Source organism: Vibrio sp. QJM3NY_15 (genome assembly GCF_057785995.1).
In genome coordinates this window covers 3,496,575-3,515,857 of the sequence record NZ_CM173517.1, presented here as the reverse complement: position 1 = coordinate 3,515,857, position 19,283 = coordinate 3,496,575, and the positions used below count along the sequence as shown (strand labels likewise).

Genomic DNA, 19,283 nt, shown 5'->3' with positions numbered 1-19,283 from the left:
AAAAAATAAAGGATAGGTTTTGTCTTACGTTGAAGCCGACGCACTCACCGCAGAAGTGGTCGCGGAATATTTACGTGATAACCCAGATTTTTTTCAAGACAGAAGAAATTTGGTTGATCGCCTTGCTGTTAACAATGTTGAGCAGGGCGCGGTTTCTTTGGTTGAGGTTCAGCTTAAGCGTCAACGTCAGAGAATCGAAGAGTTAGAAGAAGAGATCACTGGCTTGATGTCACTGGCTGCGAATAACGACAAAACTTTTTATGAGTTTATGGATCTGCAAGCTCAGGTATTGAAATGCAGTGATTTCATGCAAGTCATTAAGGCGGTTGAACAAAAGGCGATTGAATTAGGTTTGAAAGCTCATATTCGCGTACTGTCTCAGTTGGGCTTTTATCAGCTTAACGGAGAGCGTTATTCGAAGTTTTCATTGAACCATTTCAACGGTAAAGATGCTTATTTAGGGCGCTTGAGAAAAGCGGACAGACAAGATTTGTTTGGTGATTTTCCAGTTCCAGAGCTAGGCTCTTATGTAGTACTTCCGCTTGCTAAGCAGTCTCCATTGGGCTTGCTCGCCTTTTCTAGCGAAGATGGCGGCCATTTCCAACCCCATATGGATACGCTCTTTTTACGCCATTTAGCGCTTGTTGTTGCTCATTTGGCGGACACCTTACCTTGGCAGATAAATAATGAGCCTAGAGCCCAAAATACCTCTTCCTAACAGCCTTCAAAAGCCACTTTCTCGCTTCTATGAATATCTCAGAAGCGAGAAGGGACTCAGCCTACACACCCAACGCAATTACCGACAACAGCTTGAAACCATGGCCGCTCATTTAGTCACATTAGGACTGAAAGACTGGGCTCAAGTGGATGCTGCATGGGTAAGACAACTTGCCAGTAAAGGCATGCGTGAGGGAATGAAAGCGAGCAGCATCGCGACTCGTTTATCTTCATTGCGCAGCTTCTTTGATTTCCTTGTATTGCGTGGCGAGATGACCGCCAATCCAGCCAAAGGTGTTTCTGCACCTCGCAAACAACGTCCTTTACCTAAAAACCTTGATGTCGATGAAGTGGGTCAACTGCTTGATGTGAACGAGGACGATCCATTATCGATTCGTGACCGAGCGATGATGGAAGTGATGTATGGCGCGGGATTACGATTGGCCGAACTGGTCGGTATCAACCTGAGAGATGTATTGGCTCGACAGGGCGAAATCCGAGTGATTGGTAAGGGTGATAAAGAACGCAAAGCCCCATTTTCTGGTTTAGCGAAAGAGTGGGTCGATAAATGGTTAAAAGTACGTGGTGAACTCGCTTCGCCGGGTGAGCCTGCACTGTTTGTCTCTAAACTTGGGACACGTATTTCTCATCGCAGTGTTCAGAAGCGTATGGAGGAGTGGGGCAAGAAGCAGGCTGTCGCCAGTCATATTAGCCCGCACAAACTGCGTCACTCGTTTGCAACGCATGTGCTTGAATCAAGCCAAAACCTTCGTGCGGTTCAAGAGTTGCTCGGGCATGAAAACATCTCGACAACCCAAGTGTACACCCACTTAGATTTCCAACATTTAGCACAAGCTTATGACCAAGCTCATCCAAGAGCTCGTAAGAAGAATAAAGATTAGATTAAAGGTTTAACTATGCGAATTTATCGAGGGTTAAAGCCCGTCAAAGCCATGACCTTTGATTTGGACGACACCCTGTACGACAACTGGCCTGTGATCATGAAGGTTGAGAAAGAGATGGCGCAGTGGCTTTATCAAAAGCATCCAGTGTCGGCTTCTCTTTCGTTGGAAGAGTGGCAAGGCATCAAACAGCAAGTCGCCTCTGAAAATCCAGCGTTAAAACATGATGTCACCGTGTGGCGTGAAACACAGATTAAGCGTGGCTTACTGCAGTTGGGTTACTCTCAGCAGCAAGCAGAACAGGCGGCTCGTGAAGGCATAGAACACGCCTTGTGGCTACGTAATCAGGTGGATGTTCCTCAAGAGACACATCGCGTGATGGCTGAGCTTAGTCAGCGTATTCCTTTGGTGGCGATTACCAATGGTAATGTCGATCCGCATAAAATTGGCTTAGGGCAATACTTTCAGTTAATCCTCAAAGCCGGCCCTGATGGCAGAGCAAAACCCTACCCGGATATGTTTGAAAAAGCGCAGCAATACTTAGGTTTTGATGCGAACAACATTCTTCACGTTGGTGATCATCTGAGAACGGATGTTTACGGAGCTAAGAAAAATGGCTTTCAGGCATGCTGGTTTAATGACACTGGTTCCAATTTATACCTCTCCTCGAAGGCGAGTGTGCTCCCTGATGTTGAAATAGAGCAACTTAGCGATCTTATGCGACTAATTTAATGGCTACGGTAAGCTATTGTGTCGCATTTATGATATTGAATTGTTACATTAGTCGTAATTAAATGCCTGTTTAGGCTAGGATAATTGGCGACTACTTTTTATCGATTCATTTCAATCATAGCAGTGGTTGCGGGTTCTCACTTCACTCGATTTTGAACAAGGGTTGGCATGCAAACATTTACATTTCTCGCAAATACTGAGGAGTTATTTAAATCTCAATTTGAACAGCGAGAATGGTGTGATCGCAAGCAATACCTAATTCAACTCTTCTCAGCCCAATCTCAAGACGTTGCTCGACGCATCGCGAGTGTTGCTCTCAAGCACCTAAATCATTCCATACTCATAGGACAAAGTGCGCGTCATGTTATTTGTGATAACTGCCTTGAAAGCGCTTGTACCTTAGTGATTATCAGCGAGTTTGATGAAACACATTTAACCTCTGCTGTGCAGCCTTTTACTGGCAATCCTAACCATGATAGCCAAGCTCTGGTAGCTCAATTATCTCTTTCTAAAGACACTAAAACGGTGATTAGCCTGTGTGATCAGGTAGAAGGGCGCGATTATCCCATTTATGGCGCTTTTGAAAACCTGCCTTATACCTTGCCGGTGGCTGGTGGACTCTGTCATGAGAATGACTTTGGCCGTTGGGTTATGCATAACGAAGAGACCTATCAACATGCCTGTGTTGCAGTTGCTTTGACCAACCCAAGGTTGAAGGTTTGGTCGGATGCGTATTCTGAGTGGAATCCTATCGGAATGAAGCTAATAGTCACTCAAGCCGAGGGCAACCGCTTATATGCATTGAATGACAAGCCAGCGATTGACGTGTTTAAACATTACCTTGCTGATGGTAAAGACCTCCCATTTAGTCAGTTGATGAGTTTTCCGCTTTATCGTGAGCTCGGAAGAAAGAAAGGCATCTCAACGCCTCTTCGTATTAATGACGATGGCAGTATTGAATTTGATAGCCCTTGGCATGTCGGAGAGGAAGCACAGTTCTGTTATAACCACCCATCTTTGACCGCAGAGAAGGTGCGTCATGGTGCCGAGGTGCTTGCGATGCATCAGCCTGAATCGGTGATCATTTATAACTGTGTCTCTCGGCTTGAATTCATCGACAGTAAGCTCGAACTAAAGCCATTTGAAGGCATAGTGAAGGCCAGCGGTGCTTACTGCATGGGTGAGCTCTACCGTAATGAAGATCGCCAAGACATACTTCATCACAGCCTCACCTATATTGCGATGAGAGAGTCGGATGAGATAGACGAATTTCGCTGTGACGATTTCCATTGTGATTCTACGGTTTCACCGCTGCTCAATTTAGTGAGAAATGCGGTTGCGGATTTAGACAGCATTAATACCCAGATGGAGAAAAAACTTCATCAGCAGGCGCGTCGTCTAACCGAGAGCTACCGAATTGACTCGCGTACCGGGCTGCCTAATCGCATTGTATTAAAAGAGCGTCTTAATTCGATTCTGTTCAGTGAACACCTTCTGACTTTAAAGCTGACCAATTTTCATCAGGTTAACGAGAAATATGGTTATCAAGTGGGTGATCAGCTGTTACTCGACCTCTCGAATCATTTTGTTGAGCGATTACACCTTCGTGTGGTGAAGGAATCTAAGGTTCAGGTCGAACTGTTCAGTATTGGCGTTGGTGAGTGGGCGATTATCTTTAACGCCAGTATAGATAGCGGGAAGATAGAGCAACGCTTCATTGAGTTTGCTGACGACATTGAACACATTAATTTTGAGCCATATGGATTAACCGATATTGATTACCTGTCGGTTTCGTTGTGTGGTGGCTTTGCCAGTCGTTGTGATTTCTTAACCGACAGCGGTGATGAGATCTTATTGAAAGCGATTGAAGCTCGACGTTATGGAGTGCGTAACAACACCCACATTACTAATGCTAAAGACATTCAGGTGAGTGAGGAAGATCGTAAAGAGCAATTAGGCTGGTTGAGCTGCGTAAGTCGAGCAATCTTAGATCAGAATATCATCACTTACTCACAGCCTATTGTTGCGGCGGGTACTCACGAAATGATCGGCCAAGAGTGTTTGGTTAGAATCATGGAAGCAGACGGGACGATTGTGCCACCGGGTAAGTTCTTACCTATGATTGCTGACACGCACCTTTATACTCGTCTAAGCCGACATATGATTAAGAACACCATTGGTTATATGGCGGATAAGCAGAGCCCGTTCTCGATCAACCTTTCTCCACAAGACTTGCTAAGCGATAAGACACTTGAGATTCTCGAGACTGCCATTAGTGGTATCAACGATCCCACTCGACTTGGCTTAGAAGTTCTCGAGTCTGAGCAGATCAAAGATTACGGTCGAATGATTGAGGTATGTGATCACTTCCGTGCACTCGGGGCGAGAATCATTGTGGATGATTTTGGTTCAGGTTATTCCAATATTGATGAAATCATCAAACTCGAGCCGCAGATCATCAAGCTCGATGGCAGCTTGATTCGCAACATCGACAAAGACCAAAAGCAAAGGAACATCGCTTCTCAATTGGTGCGTTTGTGCCAAGTGTTTAATGCCCAAACGGTCGCTGAATTTGTTCATAACCAACAGGTTTGTGAGATAGCGGAGCAAATGGGTGTCGATTATCTGCAAGGTTATTACTTTGGCGAGCCTAAGCGACTGTTTTAGTTATTAAAGCTCGTACAATCCCACAAGCCCTTACTTAGAAAGCGCTCAGCCACTATTAATGACTGTTTTTTGGTGGAATGAGTGATGTCTAACTAACGTCACATTATTTACAAGACGATTGTAAGTATTCCGTGCAAGCCTTATCTATAATAAGCACAATAACAAATCATTAACGCAACGATTAATGTGAATATGCAGTCGACCTCTCTCCTGATACAAGACATAGAACAAACCCAGCGTGAATTGGAAAAGATAGATTTTCATACACATGAAAGCCTACTGATTCAGGTGTTTTCGTCTTTCGAGAAAGGTTCGGTTTTGGCTGCCTGCCAAGTAATTCAATCGACTTTCCCCAACGCAAAGCTCATTGGTTGTAGTGCCAATCATTACATCAGCCAAGGTGTCATTTTACATCAGGGCTTGTACCTTATTGTTACTCGCTTCGACAGCACCTCATTTTCTTGTGGTGTCGTGGAATATAGCGAGCAGCCACAAATTGATAGCCAATCGATGTGGGAACAGTTGGGATGTACCGCTCAGACTCAAAGTATTATCTGCTTTGCCGATCGCTTGCAGATAAATAACCGAGCCTTGTTCTCTGCGTTTGAACAATCCAGATACTCACTGCCTATTTGTGGAGGCGCATCGACCATTACCGACAGTGGACGATGGGTTATGCTGAATGGCCATTGCTATGAAAATGCCTACGTAATGCTGGCCTTACACAGTTCTGAGTTAGTCGTAACCAAAGGCTACTACACCGAGTGGAACCCGATAGGGCGCACCTTTCGAGTCACTGGCGCTGAAGGTCAACGCTTGGCTGAATTGGATGGTATGCCAGTTCGTGATCTTTATAATCGCTACCTTGCGGATGGCCTCGAAGTACCTTTCGAGCAACTCCATAACTTCCCTTTGATGGTTGGCGATCCAAAAGAACAAAACATCCATTTACCACTCAAGGTCATTGATGACGGAGAGATCGAGTTTAGTGGTCCGTTTCATATTGGCGATGAGGTTCGGTTTTGTTATGACCATCCTTCTCTGACCTTGGAGCAGATACGACTTGGCGTTCAACAAATTGGTGTTCATGCCCCGCAACAGTTCTTTATTTATAACTGCACTTCGCGTATCGACTTTATTGATGGCAACCAAGAGGTGGAGACTTTTCAAAACCTAGCAGACACCTATGGTGTGTATTGTATGGGCGAGCTTTATCAAGATGATGATCAACAACGCATTCTGCATCACAGCCTAACGTATCTCACGCTAAGAGAGGGAGAAGCTGAAGGTGCAGTTCCGCTTGAGACACAACCTGCCACGAACATATCCCCCTTATTTTCATTGATTCGTAATGCCTTGCTCGATGTTGACGACATGAACAACAGCATGGCAAGCAAAATCCAGCAGCAAGCCACGGCACTGACTGCCAGTTACCGGATTGATCGTCGAACGGGTTTACCTAATCGAAGTGTGTTGCGTGAAAAGCTGTCAAAAATGAATGCTGATAGTCACTTGTTGGCGTTGAAGGTGACGACGTTTGGACAGATCAATGAAAAGTACGGTTATCGAGTGGGTGATAAGCTGCTTCGTGATTTGAGTGAGTATTTTCAAAAGGCGTTATGGCAGTTTTTTGATGAAGGGTGTCAGCTTTACAGCATCGGTATTGGCGAGTGGGCAGTAGTGTTTGAAAGCTGGGCTAGCCATGAGCACATTCATCAGCGCTTTTCTGAGTTTGCTGATAAAACCGAACACGTAAATTTTGAGCCGATGGGCTTACCGGATATCGATTACCTCTCGGTTTCAATTTGCGCAGGCATTGCGAGTCGTCGTGATTTTCCAACCACATCGATAGATGATTTGTTACTGAAAGCTATTGAGGCTCGCCGTAGTGCGGTAAGTCAGAATAAGCATCTAGTGAGCGCTAGAACATTAATCCAACTCGAGAAGCAACGGCAAGAGCAATTAGGTTGGTTGTCTTGTGTAAGCCGCGCGGTGTTGAATCAAAATGTTGTGGCGTGTTCTCAACCCATAGTGTCCGCGCACAGCCATCAAGTTGAAAGCTATGAATGCTTGGTTCGAATAGAAGAAGATGGTCAGCTGATAGCTCCAGGTAAGTTTTTACCGATTATCGAGGGAACGCACCTTTATACGCGCCTTAGTCGCCAGATGATAACGCGTACCTTTGATTTTATGAGTCAAAGGACCGATTCGTTTTCTATTAATTTGGCGCCACAAGATTTCAACAACGAGAAAACTATTCTTCATCTTGAGCAAGCCATCAAAAAGATCAGTCACCCGCAGCGCATTGGGTTAGAGGTACTGGAAACCGAACAGATTCAGGATTACGGTCGATTGATTGAGATATGTAACCATTTCCGCGATATGGGCGTGAATATCATCGTTGATGATTTTGGCTCAGGCTATTCGAACATTGATGAGATATTGAAACTTGAGCCACAGGTGATAAAGCTCGATGGCAGCCTGATTCGCAATATCGACCAAGACAAGAAACAGCGTAAGATTGCCCAGCAACTTGTTAGTTTGTGCCAGATACTCAATGCCAAGACAGTGGCGGAGTTCGTACATAATGAACAGGTGTGTCGAATCGCAGAAGATATGGGGGTCGATTACCTTCAGGGTTACTACTTTGGTCAACCTCAGCGTTTGTTCTAATCGAACGAGTTAAATTTCTTTCAAAGAGCAGCCAGAGTTTCGGTTTCACGTGAAACACCGATCGGTTCAATAGATTAACGTTAGATGTAAAAAGGGTGAGCTTATGGCTCACCCTTTTTGTTTCAGTTTTACGTTATCTACCGCAAGATTATACGTGGCTTAATCTACTTGAGTGAATGACCACATTTATCGGCTTGAAAAACCTTTAGGTAGTGTTGGTAGTAATCGTTAATCAACTTAGCCGGTTCGATTTCACCTAACGTTTTTAGCAACTCAACGCCAACTTCACAGGTACACAGGTGCCCGCTGTCTTGATTGCGGCGTAAGGTGTATGACGATTCAGTCGTGATATCGAGATGGATTTGAGGAATGGTGTTTAACCACGCGCTCTTGTTGAGCATTTTCTTCGCTTCCTGCCATGTGCCATCCAAGATGATGAATAACGGCTTACGATCTCCAGCTACAGATGACACGGCTTGCTGGCACTCAATACTGTTGTCACTTGGAAACAGCAAAAAAGGCTGCAATGCTTTGTCTTCGAGTAAGGCAATCAACTCTTCTGGTGGTGTCTTTCGTTGCCATACGAAGGACTGACATTGCTGAATAGATTGCTCAAGTAACTTTCCGGTATTGGTGTCTCGCGACAGTTCATTCTCATGGGTCAGCAGTACAAGAGCAGTTTGGCTTTCAACACTTGGTATACGGTGACAAATACATTGATGAGTGAAGCCACAACCACCGCAAGCTTGTTGATTACTCATGGTTATAGCTTAACTCCGCTTTGCGCTGGTGATATGCCATCAGCAAACAGAACCACATCGCTGATATCAGCATCATTTGCAACTGGAGAGACACTTGGATTTAGTGGGTAGCTAACACCGGTGTAAGACAGTGTGTGCTTCGCAGGTGTTGCTCCACCGCCGCTGACATTGAAGATCAGATCCTGCCAGCCATGACTTTGCGATTTACCTAAGCGTATATCGCCTTTCACCAGTGTCACTCGGCTATTGAAGCGCCAGTTGTCTTGGTGGTTTTCAAAGATAAGCAACGTACAGCCACCCGAGCCACACCAGTCGAGTTGAGCAAACAACTCTTCTTTGCCATCACCGTTCAGATCGTAGGTTAGCCAGCGGTACTGAGTATTGTCTGGATCGGTGTTGTTGATCTTAAAATACTCACGGATCGCTTGGTCGACTTTTTGATCAAGTTGATCACTCGAGTTTATCTGCTTTGCGGTTAGATCAACGTTGGTGGTCGTATTCACCTGCGCTTGTGCACTCTTGGCTTCAAATAGCACTAGACCGCCATTGGCAATCGGGTAGACAACATTGCCCACTTTCTCTTTTTCAGCGACCAGTTTGCCGTTATCGAGTGTGAAGACGCGCTCAGAGATTAAGTACTGTTGCTGGTGACGAGTCATCACAACCTGTACCTGATTTTGGTTAAGTTGCTGCCAGAAACCCTGTTCAACAATAGAAGGATCGCCATTGCTGTACGAGTAAGTCGTAATAGCGCTGTGGTCGTCGTTGAGTTCTAGGTTGATAGAGAAGCCAGTGTTCTGCGTTGAGCTTGCGAAGTAGAGTCCACTCCAGTTCAGCGTTGGATCTTGATTGGCCACCATTGCACAGCCATTGTAGTTGCTGTCATTGAGATTAAGTTTGGCGTGCCAGCCATAGATAGAGTCACTCATGCCATCGCTGCAGCTCTCTTTTTTAAGGTTTAGCTCACCTTGTCCCTGATTACCTTTAAGCTGGTAGTCGCGAGTGCTTGGTGAGGTGCGGCTTGATTCGATATCGAGGCGCTGAGGTTCTTCGCCCATCTTAGTGTATTTGAGTTGGTCTTTATCGAAGGTTGCTGACCAGTAAGGTTCGTTACCAAAAGCGCGTGTCGCGCGAAGTGGTTGGTCACAACGATCAGGGTTCTCTGCCGTTAGCACATTGACTTGGTCAACTACGAAGCGTGCGGTGAAGTCGGCATTGTATCCCGTTTGGCTAGGAACGGTTAAATGGCCGATAAGCTCACCGTATAAGGCTTGATAAGGTCTAGTGGCGAGCCCTTGTGCTTCGAGCGCTAACTCTGGTGATAAATCTAACCAGTATTGTTGTTGGCTGCCGCAAGGCGTGAAAGTTCGGCTCTCATGACCCACCACAACTTGACCACGCATGATGAAGGTTTGCGGCTGAATACTCAGTGGTTCATCTAAGGTTGCTGGTGGTAATTCAGGTTGTTGCGGCGTATCTGGAGCCGATACACAGCCTTGCAAAGCGAATGCGACTAGCCATGTCACTGGGTTTTTCATTACCTTCATGTTATATCTTCCTCGGAGCAACCGTTAATTGGATTTATTATGGCATATTGGTTATTTAAAACAGAACCCGACACCTTCTCTATTCAGACTCTTAGAGTGCAAAAAACCTCTTGTTGGGAGGGTGTACGCAACTATCAGGCTCGAAACATGATGCGTGATGACGTCAAGCTTGGAGATCTGGTGATGATATACCATTCATCATGCAAAAAAGTTGGCGTAGCAGGGATCGCTAAGGTAACCAGAGAAGCCTATCCAGATCATTTTCAATTCGACCCAGAAAGTGATTACTATGATGCTAAATCTTCGCCAGAGAATCCGCGTTGGATAATGGTTGATGTCGAATTTGTGCGAGTAACAGAGCGCTTGATCCCTTTAGCAACGTTGAAAGCTATGCCTGAGCTAGCAGAAATGCCGCTGGTTAAACGAGGCAATCGCTTATCTATCATGCCTGTTACTGAACAAGAGTGGCAGGCGATCTTAGGGAAAGAAGTACTCGGCTCTCGTTAGCGTTAGAGGAAGCTTTTAGCGTAAGGTTCAAAAAAGGCAGCCATTGGCTGCCTTTTTATTTCTTCAGATTTCTTTGACTAGATTAGATCAAAGCAGGTGCTTTTCTAAGTAGTGCGCAACCGCATCGTCGGCATTACTGCCGATTACTTCATTATTGGGTAGCGCTTCTTTCACTTTATGGTGTGAAGTCTCCATGACTAAACCTTTACCAGCCATTGCGAGCATTTCAGCATCATTCATCCCATCACCAAAGGCAACACAGTTCTCGAGGGTCAGATTGAGTGATTTCGCAACAGCGTCTAAGGCATGCCCTTTAGAGACTTCAGCGGCCATGACTTCTAGGCACCAAGGTGTTGAAAAGGCGATATTGAGTTTGTCTCCAAACGCGTCTTTTAGCTTCTGCTCAAATGTGACCAGATACTCATGGTCTTGCTCTGGGTGCGTGAAGAAGACTTTCGCAATGCCATCACTTGGTGCTTTGTCGGCTTCAAATCGCTTGTAGCTAAAGCCTGACTCACTGTGGAATTTTGCTAGCATTTCGTCTTCACGGTCCAGTAGCCAATCTTCATTCTGGTACATGTGAATGAAAATGTTTGGATCTTGGCGAACCACATCAATAACAGGCTGAACTAAATCCTGAGGCACGTTCTGGCTATACATTAGTTGATCATTTTGGTCGTGCACGCGTGCACCGTTTGAAGTGATCATATACGCCGGAATTCCTGCTATCTCACGAATACCAGCAACATCTACATGATGGCGGCCGGTCGCGAAGATAAAGGTGTAGCCTTGGTCGTGTAACTTCTTAAGTGTTAGCTTGGTAAAAGCGCTTAACTGATGGTTGGGAGCCAGAAGCGTACCATCTAAATCAGAGGCAACGATTTTCACGGAATCTTTTAGTGCAGGAATAGTCATTTAACCCTCATTGCAAAATGCTTAGCTGATATCGACACTAGCCAGTGCTAGCATCCTCTAAAGTACAATATCTCTATGCAGAAATTGTATGCCAAATCTGCGAAAGAAAAGAGGGCAAAGCTCACTTACTTCTCTTCCTCTTTAGCGCTTATCTTTTTTATTCGTCGCGCCTCTTGTTATCCCGCTGACATTAAGCAAAAAACTGATTAATGGCATCCAGTGTTTGATTACGATATTCATCCTTTTCAAACAACACCTCATGCCTAGATCCTTCAATGGCCTTAAACTGGCAAGCTGAGTTGGTTTTCTTCAGCTTCTTGATGAACTTCAGTTGAGCATCGTTACTGACAATCTTCTCGTTTCCGGCTTGAATCAATAGCAGCGGGATTTTGATTTGACGAGTTTGCTGGATTGCCTGTTTCGCAGCCATTAACCCTTGCCATACCCAGCGAGTGCTTGGTCCGCCAACTTGCAAAGAAGGTGACTCGTCATACAGGCGTCGGAACCACTGGTAACGAACCTTGCTGTGGCTGAGTAAATTATTTTCGAATGGCTTGGAGTAATACGCTTGTTGCCCTGGGGCATAAGTCGGTTTGGTATAGCAAGCAGTGAGCACTTGTCCAACAATCATCGCGATGGGCTTGAAGTACCATTCAGTATTGATCCCAAACATGGGAGCACAGAGAGTCGCTTTGTCAAATGGGTGGTTAGGGTTGGTCTGTAGGTAGCGAGTGGCAATGGTGCTGCCCATTGAGTGCGCTAACAGATAACGATTGGAATATCGGCTAAGGTTAAAACTGTTAATGATGTCGGACATGTCTGATACGTAATCATCAAACTCATGAATGTGACCAATGTCAGAGTCTGTTACCATACGTTCCGACTGGCCTTGACCTTGGTGGTCAAATGAATAAACGTCATAGCCTTGCTGATAGAAGTCGTAAAAGAGTTCTTGGTATTTTAAGCAGCACTCGATGCGACCATTTGAAATCACAATGGCTTTGGTGTGCGTCGGTGAGGTTAAGCTACACCAGTACAGCTTCTTTTTACCAGATGATGTGATATACCCATCTTTTCGTTGTTGCCAAAGGGCAGGGATCGGGTGTTTAATCGCTTGCTCGAACTCAGGTTCTTGCGTGTATGAAACCGGGGCGGCACTGTGGTTTTCCATGGGAAATTACCTGAACTGATGCATGTGAGAGCGTCATCGCTACTAATGTTGTTAGATTAAAGAACTAGTAAGGAAATGCAAATGGATACTCATGTTTGGCTTGCTTATGTCGTCACGGCGATTTTGTTTAGTTTGGCTCCGGGCTCAGGTACCGTTAATTCAATCAGCAATGGACTAAGTTATGGTACCAAGAAGTCACTCGCGTCGATCGCAGGCTTACAGCTCGGTCTAGCATTCCACATCATGCTGGTGGGTGCGGGCATTGGTGCACTAGTGGCGCAATCCGCGTTGGCTTTCACTATCATCAAATGGGTCGGTGTGGCTTATCTTTTGTGGTTGGGCATTCAAAAGTGGCGTGATAATTCTAGCTTGGTGGCTTCAGAAGAGAGCACAACGTTATCGAGCGGAAGATTACTGAGAAATGCCGTGCTTATTAATTTAACCAACCCGAAATCTATCGTGTTTTTGGTGGCCCTGTTTCCTCAATTTATTGACCCGACACAGCCTCAAGCTCCACAGCTATTAGTACTTGGTGTAACTACTGTATTCATTGATAGCGTGGTTATGTTGGGTTACACCTCATTAGCTTCACAAATGGGACGTTTTATTCGTTCTGATCGTGTAATGGGTAAGATAAATAAAATATTTGGTGGTATGTTCATGGGCTGCGGTGCTTTGCTGGCTGCCGCGAAAGCTTAGTTTAGGCAATAGAGTTATCGTTAAACCAATAGAGTTATCAATAAATGACCGCTACCTACGTTGCTAGACAACCTATCTTAAATCGTAAGAAGAACACGCTTGGTTATGAGCTGTTGTTTCGCGACGGAGAAAGGAATGCCTATCCTGCGCATATTGAGTCTAATCGTGCAACGTATCGTTTGATTGTTGAGAACTTCTTGTCGGTTGGGCTTAACCCTTCGATCCCATCTTCACGCTGTTTTATTAATTTCCCTTATCAAAGCCTGATTCGCCGGTTGCCCTTGAGCTTGCCAAAAGACAAGGTCGTGGTTGAGATCCTTGAAACCTGCCAACCGACGGACGAATTGCTCGAAGCGGTGAAAGAGTTGCATCAAGCGGGCTATATGATTGCCTTAGATGATTTTACTTCAACGCCAGAATGGGAACGTTTCCTAAAATACACACATATTGTTAAGCTCGATATCATGCAGATGGGCTTGGATGAAGCGTGTGAGTTGGTAAGAAAACACGAAGGGAAGAAGTTTAGCTTTCTTGCTGAGCGTGTCGAAACCGAACAAGAATTCCAACAAGCCAAAGACGCGGGCTTCCGGTTTTTTCAAGGGTACTTCTTCAGTAAGCCTGAAATAGTCAAAACCAAGTACATTAGCCCAGAGCAGGTGATTGCTATGGAGCTATTTCAGGAAGTATGTAAAGCCAATGTCGATTTTAAACGAGTTGAAAATATCGTGGCCAAAGATGTGGCGTTGTCATACAAGCTTTTACGCTTCGTAAATTCCATGTCGCCGCGTCTTGAAGTGACGATCTCTTCTTTCCGTCAGGCCTTGGTTTATCTGGGGCAAGAAAAACTTAAAATGTTTGTTTCGCTGGCGGTGGCTTCTTATGTGTCAGATAAAAAGCCGAAAGAGTTATACAGTTTATCGCTTCAGCGTGCTCAGTTCTGTCAGCGTATGTCTCGCTATCAGCCATTTTCAGGGCATGCTGAACAAGCCTTTATGATTGGCTTGTTTTCGTCGCTCGACGCCCTGTTAGATTTATCGCTAGAAAACCTAGTTGAACAACTCCCATTATCTAAAACCATCAAGGTCGCTTTGTTACGCAGAGAAGGGCCATACGGGACGCTTTTAGCGCTTGAAGAGAGCTTTGAACATGCTGATTGGCAACAGATTGATAAGCACTGTGCTCACTTGGGACTGAATGTTGATCAGGTCAAAACCGAGCTCACCGAAGCCCAACGCTGGAGTCATAACGTAACCAGCCAGCTCTGATTTCTCTCCGTTAAACTTTTATGACAATTGAAACGCACGCCTTGACGTGCGTTTTTTAATGATTAATATATACGCATATCCATATATGAGTATGTAGTTATGCTTCCTCACCAATTTTTCAAATTACTGTCTGATGAGACGCGAGTGCGTTGCTTAATGTTGATAGTGCGCAATGAGTGCTTATCTGTTGGTGAGCTAACTCAGGCATTACAAGAAAGTCAGCCAAAGGTATCTCGTCACCTAGCGCAGTTGCGCTCAAACGGCATTTTAACTGACGTTCGCCAAGGGCAGTGGGTGTTCTACCGTTTGTCACAAGATTTACCGGGTTGGATGCTAAAGTTAATCGATGACCTTATCGCATCGAACTGTTTGAAAACTGAATACCAACAAGATATTGAGCGCTTAGAAGCCATGACTTCACGCCCTCAGTGTTGCGTTTAATTTAATATTTTTAGATTCACCACGAGCTGAGAGAACAGAAAATGACAGTCAAAGTAGGTATTAATGGTTTTGGTCGTATCGGCCGTTTAGCACTTCGCGCAGCGTTTGATTGGGCGGAAATTGAGTTCGTACTGATTAACGATGTGGCTGGCGACACCGCGACATTGGCTCACCTTCTTGAGTTCGATTCGGTTCAAGGCCGCTGGAACCATGAAGTCGCGGTTGAAGGCGATGAGATGATCATCAAGGGTCAACGCATTAGAACTACGCAAGAGCGTGACATCGATGCGATCGATTGGTCTGGTTGCGATGTTGTCCTTGAAGCGACCGGTGTTCACCGTAAGACTTCTTTCCTAAACAAATACCTTGAGCAAGGTGTGAAGCGTGTTGTGGTATCGGCGCCAGTGAAAGAAGAAGGCATTGCAAACATCGTTGTCGGTGTGAACGACAATATCTTCGATCCAGCAGTACATAAAATCGTAACCGCAGCATCTTGTACAACCAACTGTCTCGCGCCCGTGGTTAAAGTGATCAACGAGAAGCTGGGTATCGAAAATGCAGCTTTCACTACTATTCACGATCTAACCAATACGCAAACTATTCTTGATGCGCCCCATAAAGATTTACGTCGTGCTCGTGCATGTGGCATGAGCCTTATTCCGACAACAACGGGCAGTGCTAAAGCGATTGTTGAGATATTCCCAGAGCTTGAAAACCGCATCAATGGCCACGCAGTTCGTGTACCACTAGCGAACGCTTCTCTGACTGACATCATCTTCGAAGTGAAGCAAGACACAACAGCAGAAGAAGTTAACGCGATGCTGAAAGAAGCGTCTGAGAACGAACTAAAAGGCATCCTTGGCTTTGAAGAGCGTCCACTGGTTTCTATCGATTACAAAGGCGACCAACGTTCAACCATCGTAGATGCACTATCAACCATGTTAGTGGGTAAGCGCATGGTTAAGATCTACGCTTGGTACGACAACGAGATGGGTTATGCGACACGTACGGCAGAGCTAGTACGTACAGTTGGCCTAGCTTAATACTCTTCATACTTGAAGCTGCAAGCGTTGTTAACTGCGTAAGTTCACCGGAGCGCCGGCCGCCCTAATCACATAGAACCCCTATGCTCATAGGGCTGAACTTACTGGTTGCCTAGCTGCAACTCCAATTATTTTGAGTATCGGTCTATATACAAAATAATTTTAAGAGATTGATGACGATGACGAATTCTCAAGTACACCCAACATGGCAACTAGATTTAAAAGCAGGTGCGTTAGTGCTTACTCCGTGCCCAGGTACTAAAGGCACTGACCTCGATGCATCTCTAGCGCAGCTGAAAGCGCAAGGCGTGGAAGCGATTGTGACGGCTCTAGACAGTGAAGAACTGGCAAGCAAGAATGTTGCTGAGCTAGGCGAGAAAGCGCAAGCACTAGACATGCAATGGTTTCAAATCGAAATCGAAGACGATTGTGCACCGGGTGCCGACTTTGCTGCGAAATGGCAGGCGGCGAGCCCTGCGCTACACCAAGTAGTGGATAACGGCGGCAAGGTAGCAATGCACTGTATGGGCGGTTCTGGCCGGACTGGTTTGCTGGCTGCACACCTGCTGTTAGAGAAGAGTTGGGATCTGAGTAAGATTGTTCAAGAAGTACAATCACTGCGTCCGGGCGCGTTTACTAAGGCAATTCAGGTTGACTACATTCAAGGTGTTGCTGCTCAGTAACATCGCACTTAGCAGTTACAAGAGCTTTTGGAACATCATGATCCAAAAGCTCTATCTACTCTTCTTACTTCGCTTTTCTCCGTTTTTATAGGTGTGATGTTATGTTCGCAAACCTAAGCAAAAGCGTTCGCCAATACATGTTGGTGACCTTCAACTACTGGAATTTCACCATTACTGATGGTGCACTTCGTATGCTGGTGGTTCTGTATTTCTATGACCTTGGCTACAGTTCGTTAGAGATCGCCTCACTGTTCCTTTTTTATGAATTCTTTGGTGTGGTGACTAATCTAATCGGTGGTTGGTTAGGGGCACGTCTTGGCCTCAATAAAACCATGAACATCGGCTTAGGGATGCAGGTTGTTGCCTTGGGTATGCTCGCGGTGCCAAGCGCAATGTTGACCATCCCTTGGGTCATGGCCGCGCAGGCGTTGTCTGGTATCGCTAAAGACCTCAATAAGATGAGTGCTAAGAGCTCAATCAAAACTTTAGTCCCTGATGAACAGCAAGGTGCGCTGTATAAGTGGATTGCGATTCTGACTGGATCTAAGAATGCACTGAAAGGTGCAGGGTTCTTTATTGGTGGTTTACTGCTTTCGACGATTGGATTCCAATACGCAGTGCTAACGATGGCTGCTGTGCTGACATTGGTATTCATTGGCAGTTTAGTGAGCTTAGAAGCGGACATGGGTAAAGCGAAAACCAAACCTAAGTTCAAACAGATTTTCTCTAAGTCTGAATCCATCAATATCTTGTCGGCTGCACGTATGTTCCTATTTGGTGCTCGTGACGTGTGGTTTGTGATTGCTCTGCCGATTTATCTAGGCAGCGTGTTTGGGTGGGATCACTCATGGGTTGGTGGCTTCTTAGCGGCTTGGACCATCGCTTACGGCTTTGTACAGGGCATTGCACCTAAGATTACCGGTAAAGCGCAAGGCAAGGTGCCTGATGGCCATGCGGCGCTATTGTGGGCGGGTGCATTGGCTATTGTGACCGCTGGTATTGCCTATGCGGTACAGATCGGTTGGCAACCTGAGTTAGTGATCATTGGTGGTTTGATGGTGTTTGGTGCCATCTTCGCGGTGAACTCATCGCTTCACTCATATCTGATTGTGAGCTATGCGAAAGGCGATGGTGTGTCGCTTGATGTTGGTTTCTACTACATGGCAAATGCGATGGGTCGTTTAATCGGTACTATTCTGTCGGGCTTGGTATTTCAAATGGCCGGTTTGTCTGCGTGTTTGTGGGTATCGTTCGCGTTCTTAGCAATAACGACGGTCATCTCTCTGCGTTTACCTAAGGTGCCGCAAATCTCAGCGACATAAGCGTCAGCCGCATGATCCTCATTCGCAAGAGTTAAAGCCGCATAATCTAAAGTCGAACGATCTTAATTCGCGATATGCTTCTCCTTTAACAATAAGCTGACTTGGTATTTATTCCGGTCAGCTTTTTTATTGCTATAGTAGAATGATTGAATATTAATCAGGCATTTACATGAAGCAGCGAATTCTCTTTTTTGATTTAGCACGATGTGTCGCGGCCGTAGCGGTTATCGCGATTCATGTTTTGGCGCCTTATCGCAACGAACTAGGAACCATTCCTTTCGGCGAGTGGTTAACGGCAATCACTGTAAATGGCTTCAGTCGTTGGGCTGTGCCCGTGTTTATTTTGATTAGTGGTGCGTTGATGTTGAGCGATCAGCGCCCGTTTGACGCCAAATATTATCTCAAGCGCCGTCTAGGTAAGGTATTGATACCTTTCATCGTCTGGTCGCTTTTCTATACCTATCTGTCTGGTTGGTCTGCGATGGGCTTTGATGCTGACGTGAGTTGGGAGGTGTTGCTCAATAGTTACCACCACTACACGTACTACCATCTTGGTTTCTTCTATTACTTTATCCCGCTCTACTTTGTGATTCCTTTCTTACAGATCATGGTCAGAAAGTATGGCGACAAAGCGGTCTATGGCTTCACTGCAGTGTGGTTGTTCACGACGTTACTGTTCTTACTAAGAATCGATGGCCCATGGAGTCATGAGTTATGGCTTTATACTGGCTACTTGCCTCTGGGTTATCTGTTATACAAGAAGGTACCGCTTAACAAATTAACCGTTGGTGTGAGTGTGGCGCTTGGCGGCCTTGCGTTGTTGACCACAGTCTACATGGTGGTTGATGCGAGTTTGGTCGCGGAAGAGTACACGGTAGGGCGTTGGTTATCTTATAAAACGTTGAATACGGTGCTGGCGGCGAGCATGGTGTTTATGGTGTGTCGTTACTATGGTGAAGGGTTATCTGAGAAAAGTAATCAAGTGGTTGGCTTTATCAGTAAGCACAGCTTAGGTATTTATTTGTTGCACCCAATTTTCTTGTGGCCAATGAAAGAGTTCGGTTGGTACCAAGGAAGTCCGGCTTGGGTGATTCCATTATGGATAGTGATCAGTGGTGCAGGGGCTTTATGGATGAGTTGGTTGGTCTCTAAGTCAGAGAAAACACGTTGGCTATTGCCTTAGCGGTGAGCGCTAAGGCTGTTGGCAGCTGATTATGGGTTGTTCTATGGTAGTGGTT

General features: G+C 45.5%; 17 protein-coding genes. 13 read left to right on the top strand and 4 right to left on the bottom strand.

The window, feature by feature from the left end; genetic code table 11:
* The first annotated feature begins 19 nt into the window (after nt 1-19).
* The 5 genes from AC3CKG_RS15855 (at nt 20) to AC3CKG_RS15835 (ending at nt 7,691) form a co-directional block, all read left to right on the top strand.
* Entirely contained in the window at nt 20-718 is a 699-nt protein-coding gene (locus tag AC3CKG_RS15855) for a DUF484 family protein (protein ID WP_065104289.1), read from the top strand.
* Entirely contained in the window at nt 687-1,619 is a 933-nt protein-coding gene (gene xerC / locus AC3CKG_RS15850) for a tyrosine recombinase XerC (protein ID WP_017111712.1), read from the top strand. The genes AC3CKG_RS15855 and xerC overlap by 32 nt, the downstream gene beginning before the upstream one ends.
* Before the next feature lie 15 nt (nt 1,620-1,634).
* Entirely contained in the window at nt 1,635-2,351 is a 717-nt protein-coding gene (gene yigB, locus AC3CKG_RS15845) for a 5-amino-6-(5-phospho-D-ribitylamino)uracil phosphatase YigB (protein WP_102518481.1), read from the top strand.
* 168 nt (nt 2,352-2,519) lie between these two features.
* Nucleotides 2,520-5,018 carry a bifunctional diguanylate cyclase/phosphodiesterase gene (locus tag AC3CKG_RS15840; protein WP_488528566.1) on the top strand — a complete coding sequence of 833 codons (2,499 nt, stop codon included), beginning with the start codon at nt 2,520-2,522 and terminating at the stop codon, nt 5,016-5,018.
* 192 nt (nt 5,019-5,210) lie between these two features.
* Nucleotides 5,211-7,691, top strand: coding sequence for a bifunctional diguanylate cyclase/phosphodiesterase (locus AC3CKG_RS15835; RefSeq protein WP_488528565.1), 2,481 nt, complete (start codon nt 5,211-5,213; stop codon nt 7,689-7,691).
* A 164-nt stretch (nt 7,692-7,855) separates the two neighbouring features.
* On the opposite strand, the gene AC3CKG_RS15830 is transcribed toward AC3CKG_RS15835, so the two are convergent.
* Together AC3CKG_RS15830 and AC3CKG_RS15825 are read right to left on the bottom strand one after the other, a co-directional pair.
* Nucleotides 7,856-8,452: a tRNA-uridine aminocarboxypropyltransferase gene (locus AC3CKG_RS15830; RefSeq protein WP_488528564.1), complete on the bottom strand. Its 597-nt coding sequence runs from the start codon at nt 8,450-8,452 to the stop codon at nt 7,856-7,858.
* Nucleotides 8,453-8,454: 2 nt separating this feature from the next.
* Complete coding sequence (locus tag AC3CKG_RS15825; RefSeq protein ID WP_488528563.1) at nt 8,455-9,999, bottom strand: COG3650 family protein; 1,545 nt, start codon at nt 9,997-9,999, stop codon at nt 8,455-8,457.
* Between the two features lie 39 nt (nt 10,000-10,038).
* On the opposite strand from AC3CKG_RS15825, the gene AC3CKG_RS15820 reads away from it, so the two are divergent.
* The gene (locus AC3CKG_RS15820) at nt 10,039-10,506 is read left to right on the top strand and encodes an EVE domain-containing protein (RefSeq protein WP_102269105.1); all 468 of its coding nucleotides are present in this window, start codon (nt 10,039-10,041) and stop codon (nt 10,504-10,506) included.
* 87 nt (nt 10,507-10,593) lie between these two features.
* Here the strand turns inward: AC3CKG_RS15820 and AC3CKG_RS15815 are convergent, their stop codons facing one another.
* Nucleotides 10,594-11,421, bottom strand: a complete 828-nt coding sequence (locus AC3CKG_RS15815) for a Cof-type HAD-IIB family hydrolase (RefSeq protein WP_017111719.1) — start codon at nt 11,419-11,421, stop codon at nt 10,594-10,596.
* Between the two features lie 190 nt (nt 11,422-11,611).
* Nucleotides 11,612-12,592, bottom strand: a complete 981-nt coding sequence (locus tag AC3CKG_RS15810; RefSeq protein ID WP_488528562.1) for an alpha/beta fold hydrolase — start codon at nt 12,590-12,592, stop codon at nt 11,612-11,614.
* A gap of 81 nt (nt 12,593-12,673) precedes the next feature.
* Here AC3CKG_RS15810 and rhtB point away from each other — a divergent pair, with 81 nt between their 5' ends.
* The 7 genes from rhtB (at nt 12,674) to AC3CKG_RS15775 (ending at nt 19,228) form a co-directional block, all read left to right on the top strand.
* Entirely contained in the window at nt 12,674-13,291 is a 618-nt protein-coding gene (gene rhtB, locus AC3CKG_RS15805) for a homoserine/homoserine lactone efflux protein (RefSeq protein WP_029223645.1), read from the top strand.
* A gap of 44 nt (nt 13,292-13,335) precedes the next feature.
* Complete coding sequence (locus AC3CKG_RS15800) at nt 13,336-14,556, top strand: EAL and HDOD domain-containing protein (protein ID WP_488528561.1); 1,221 nt, start codon at nt 13,336-13,338, stop codon at nt 14,554-14,556.
* 99 nt (nt 14,557-14,655) lie between these two features.
* Nucleotides 14,656-14,997, top strand: coding sequence for a metalloregulator ArsR/SmtB family transcription factor (locus AC3CKG_RS15795; protein ID WP_017104736.1), 342 nt, complete (start codon nt 14,656-14,658; stop codon nt 14,995-14,997).
* 41 nt (nt 14,998-15,038) lie between these two features.
* On the top strand, nt 15,039-16,040 hold the full coding sequence (locus tag AC3CKG_RS15790; protein WP_488528560.1) for an ArsJ-associated glyceraldehyde-3-phosphate dehydrogenase: 1,002 nt from the start codon (nt 15,039-15,041) through the stop codon (nt 16,038-16,040).
* A 173-nt stretch (nt 16,041-16,213) separates the two neighbouring features.
* Nucleotides 16,214-16,723, top strand: coding sequence for a cyclin-dependent kinase inhibitor 3 family protein (locus AC3CKG_RS15785; protein WP_198594514.1), 510 nt, complete (start codon nt 16,214-16,216; stop codon nt 16,721-16,723).
* A gap of 101 nt (nt 16,724-16,824) precedes the next feature.
* Nucleotides 16,825-18,045 (top strand): organoarsenical effux MFS transporter ArsJ, encoded by a 1,221-nt coding sequence (gene arsJ / locus AC3CKG_RS15780; RefSeq protein ID WP_372247481.1) that lies wholly within the window; start codon nt 16,825-16,827, stop codon nt 18,043-18,045.
* Nucleotides 18,046-18,214: 169 nt separating this feature from the next.
* Entirely contained in the window at nt 18,215-19,228 is a 1,014-nt protein-coding gene (locus AC3CKG_RS15775; RefSeq protein ID WP_488528559.1) for an acyltransferase, read from the top strand.
* The last annotated feature ends 55 nt before the right edge of the window (nt 19,229-19,283 follow it).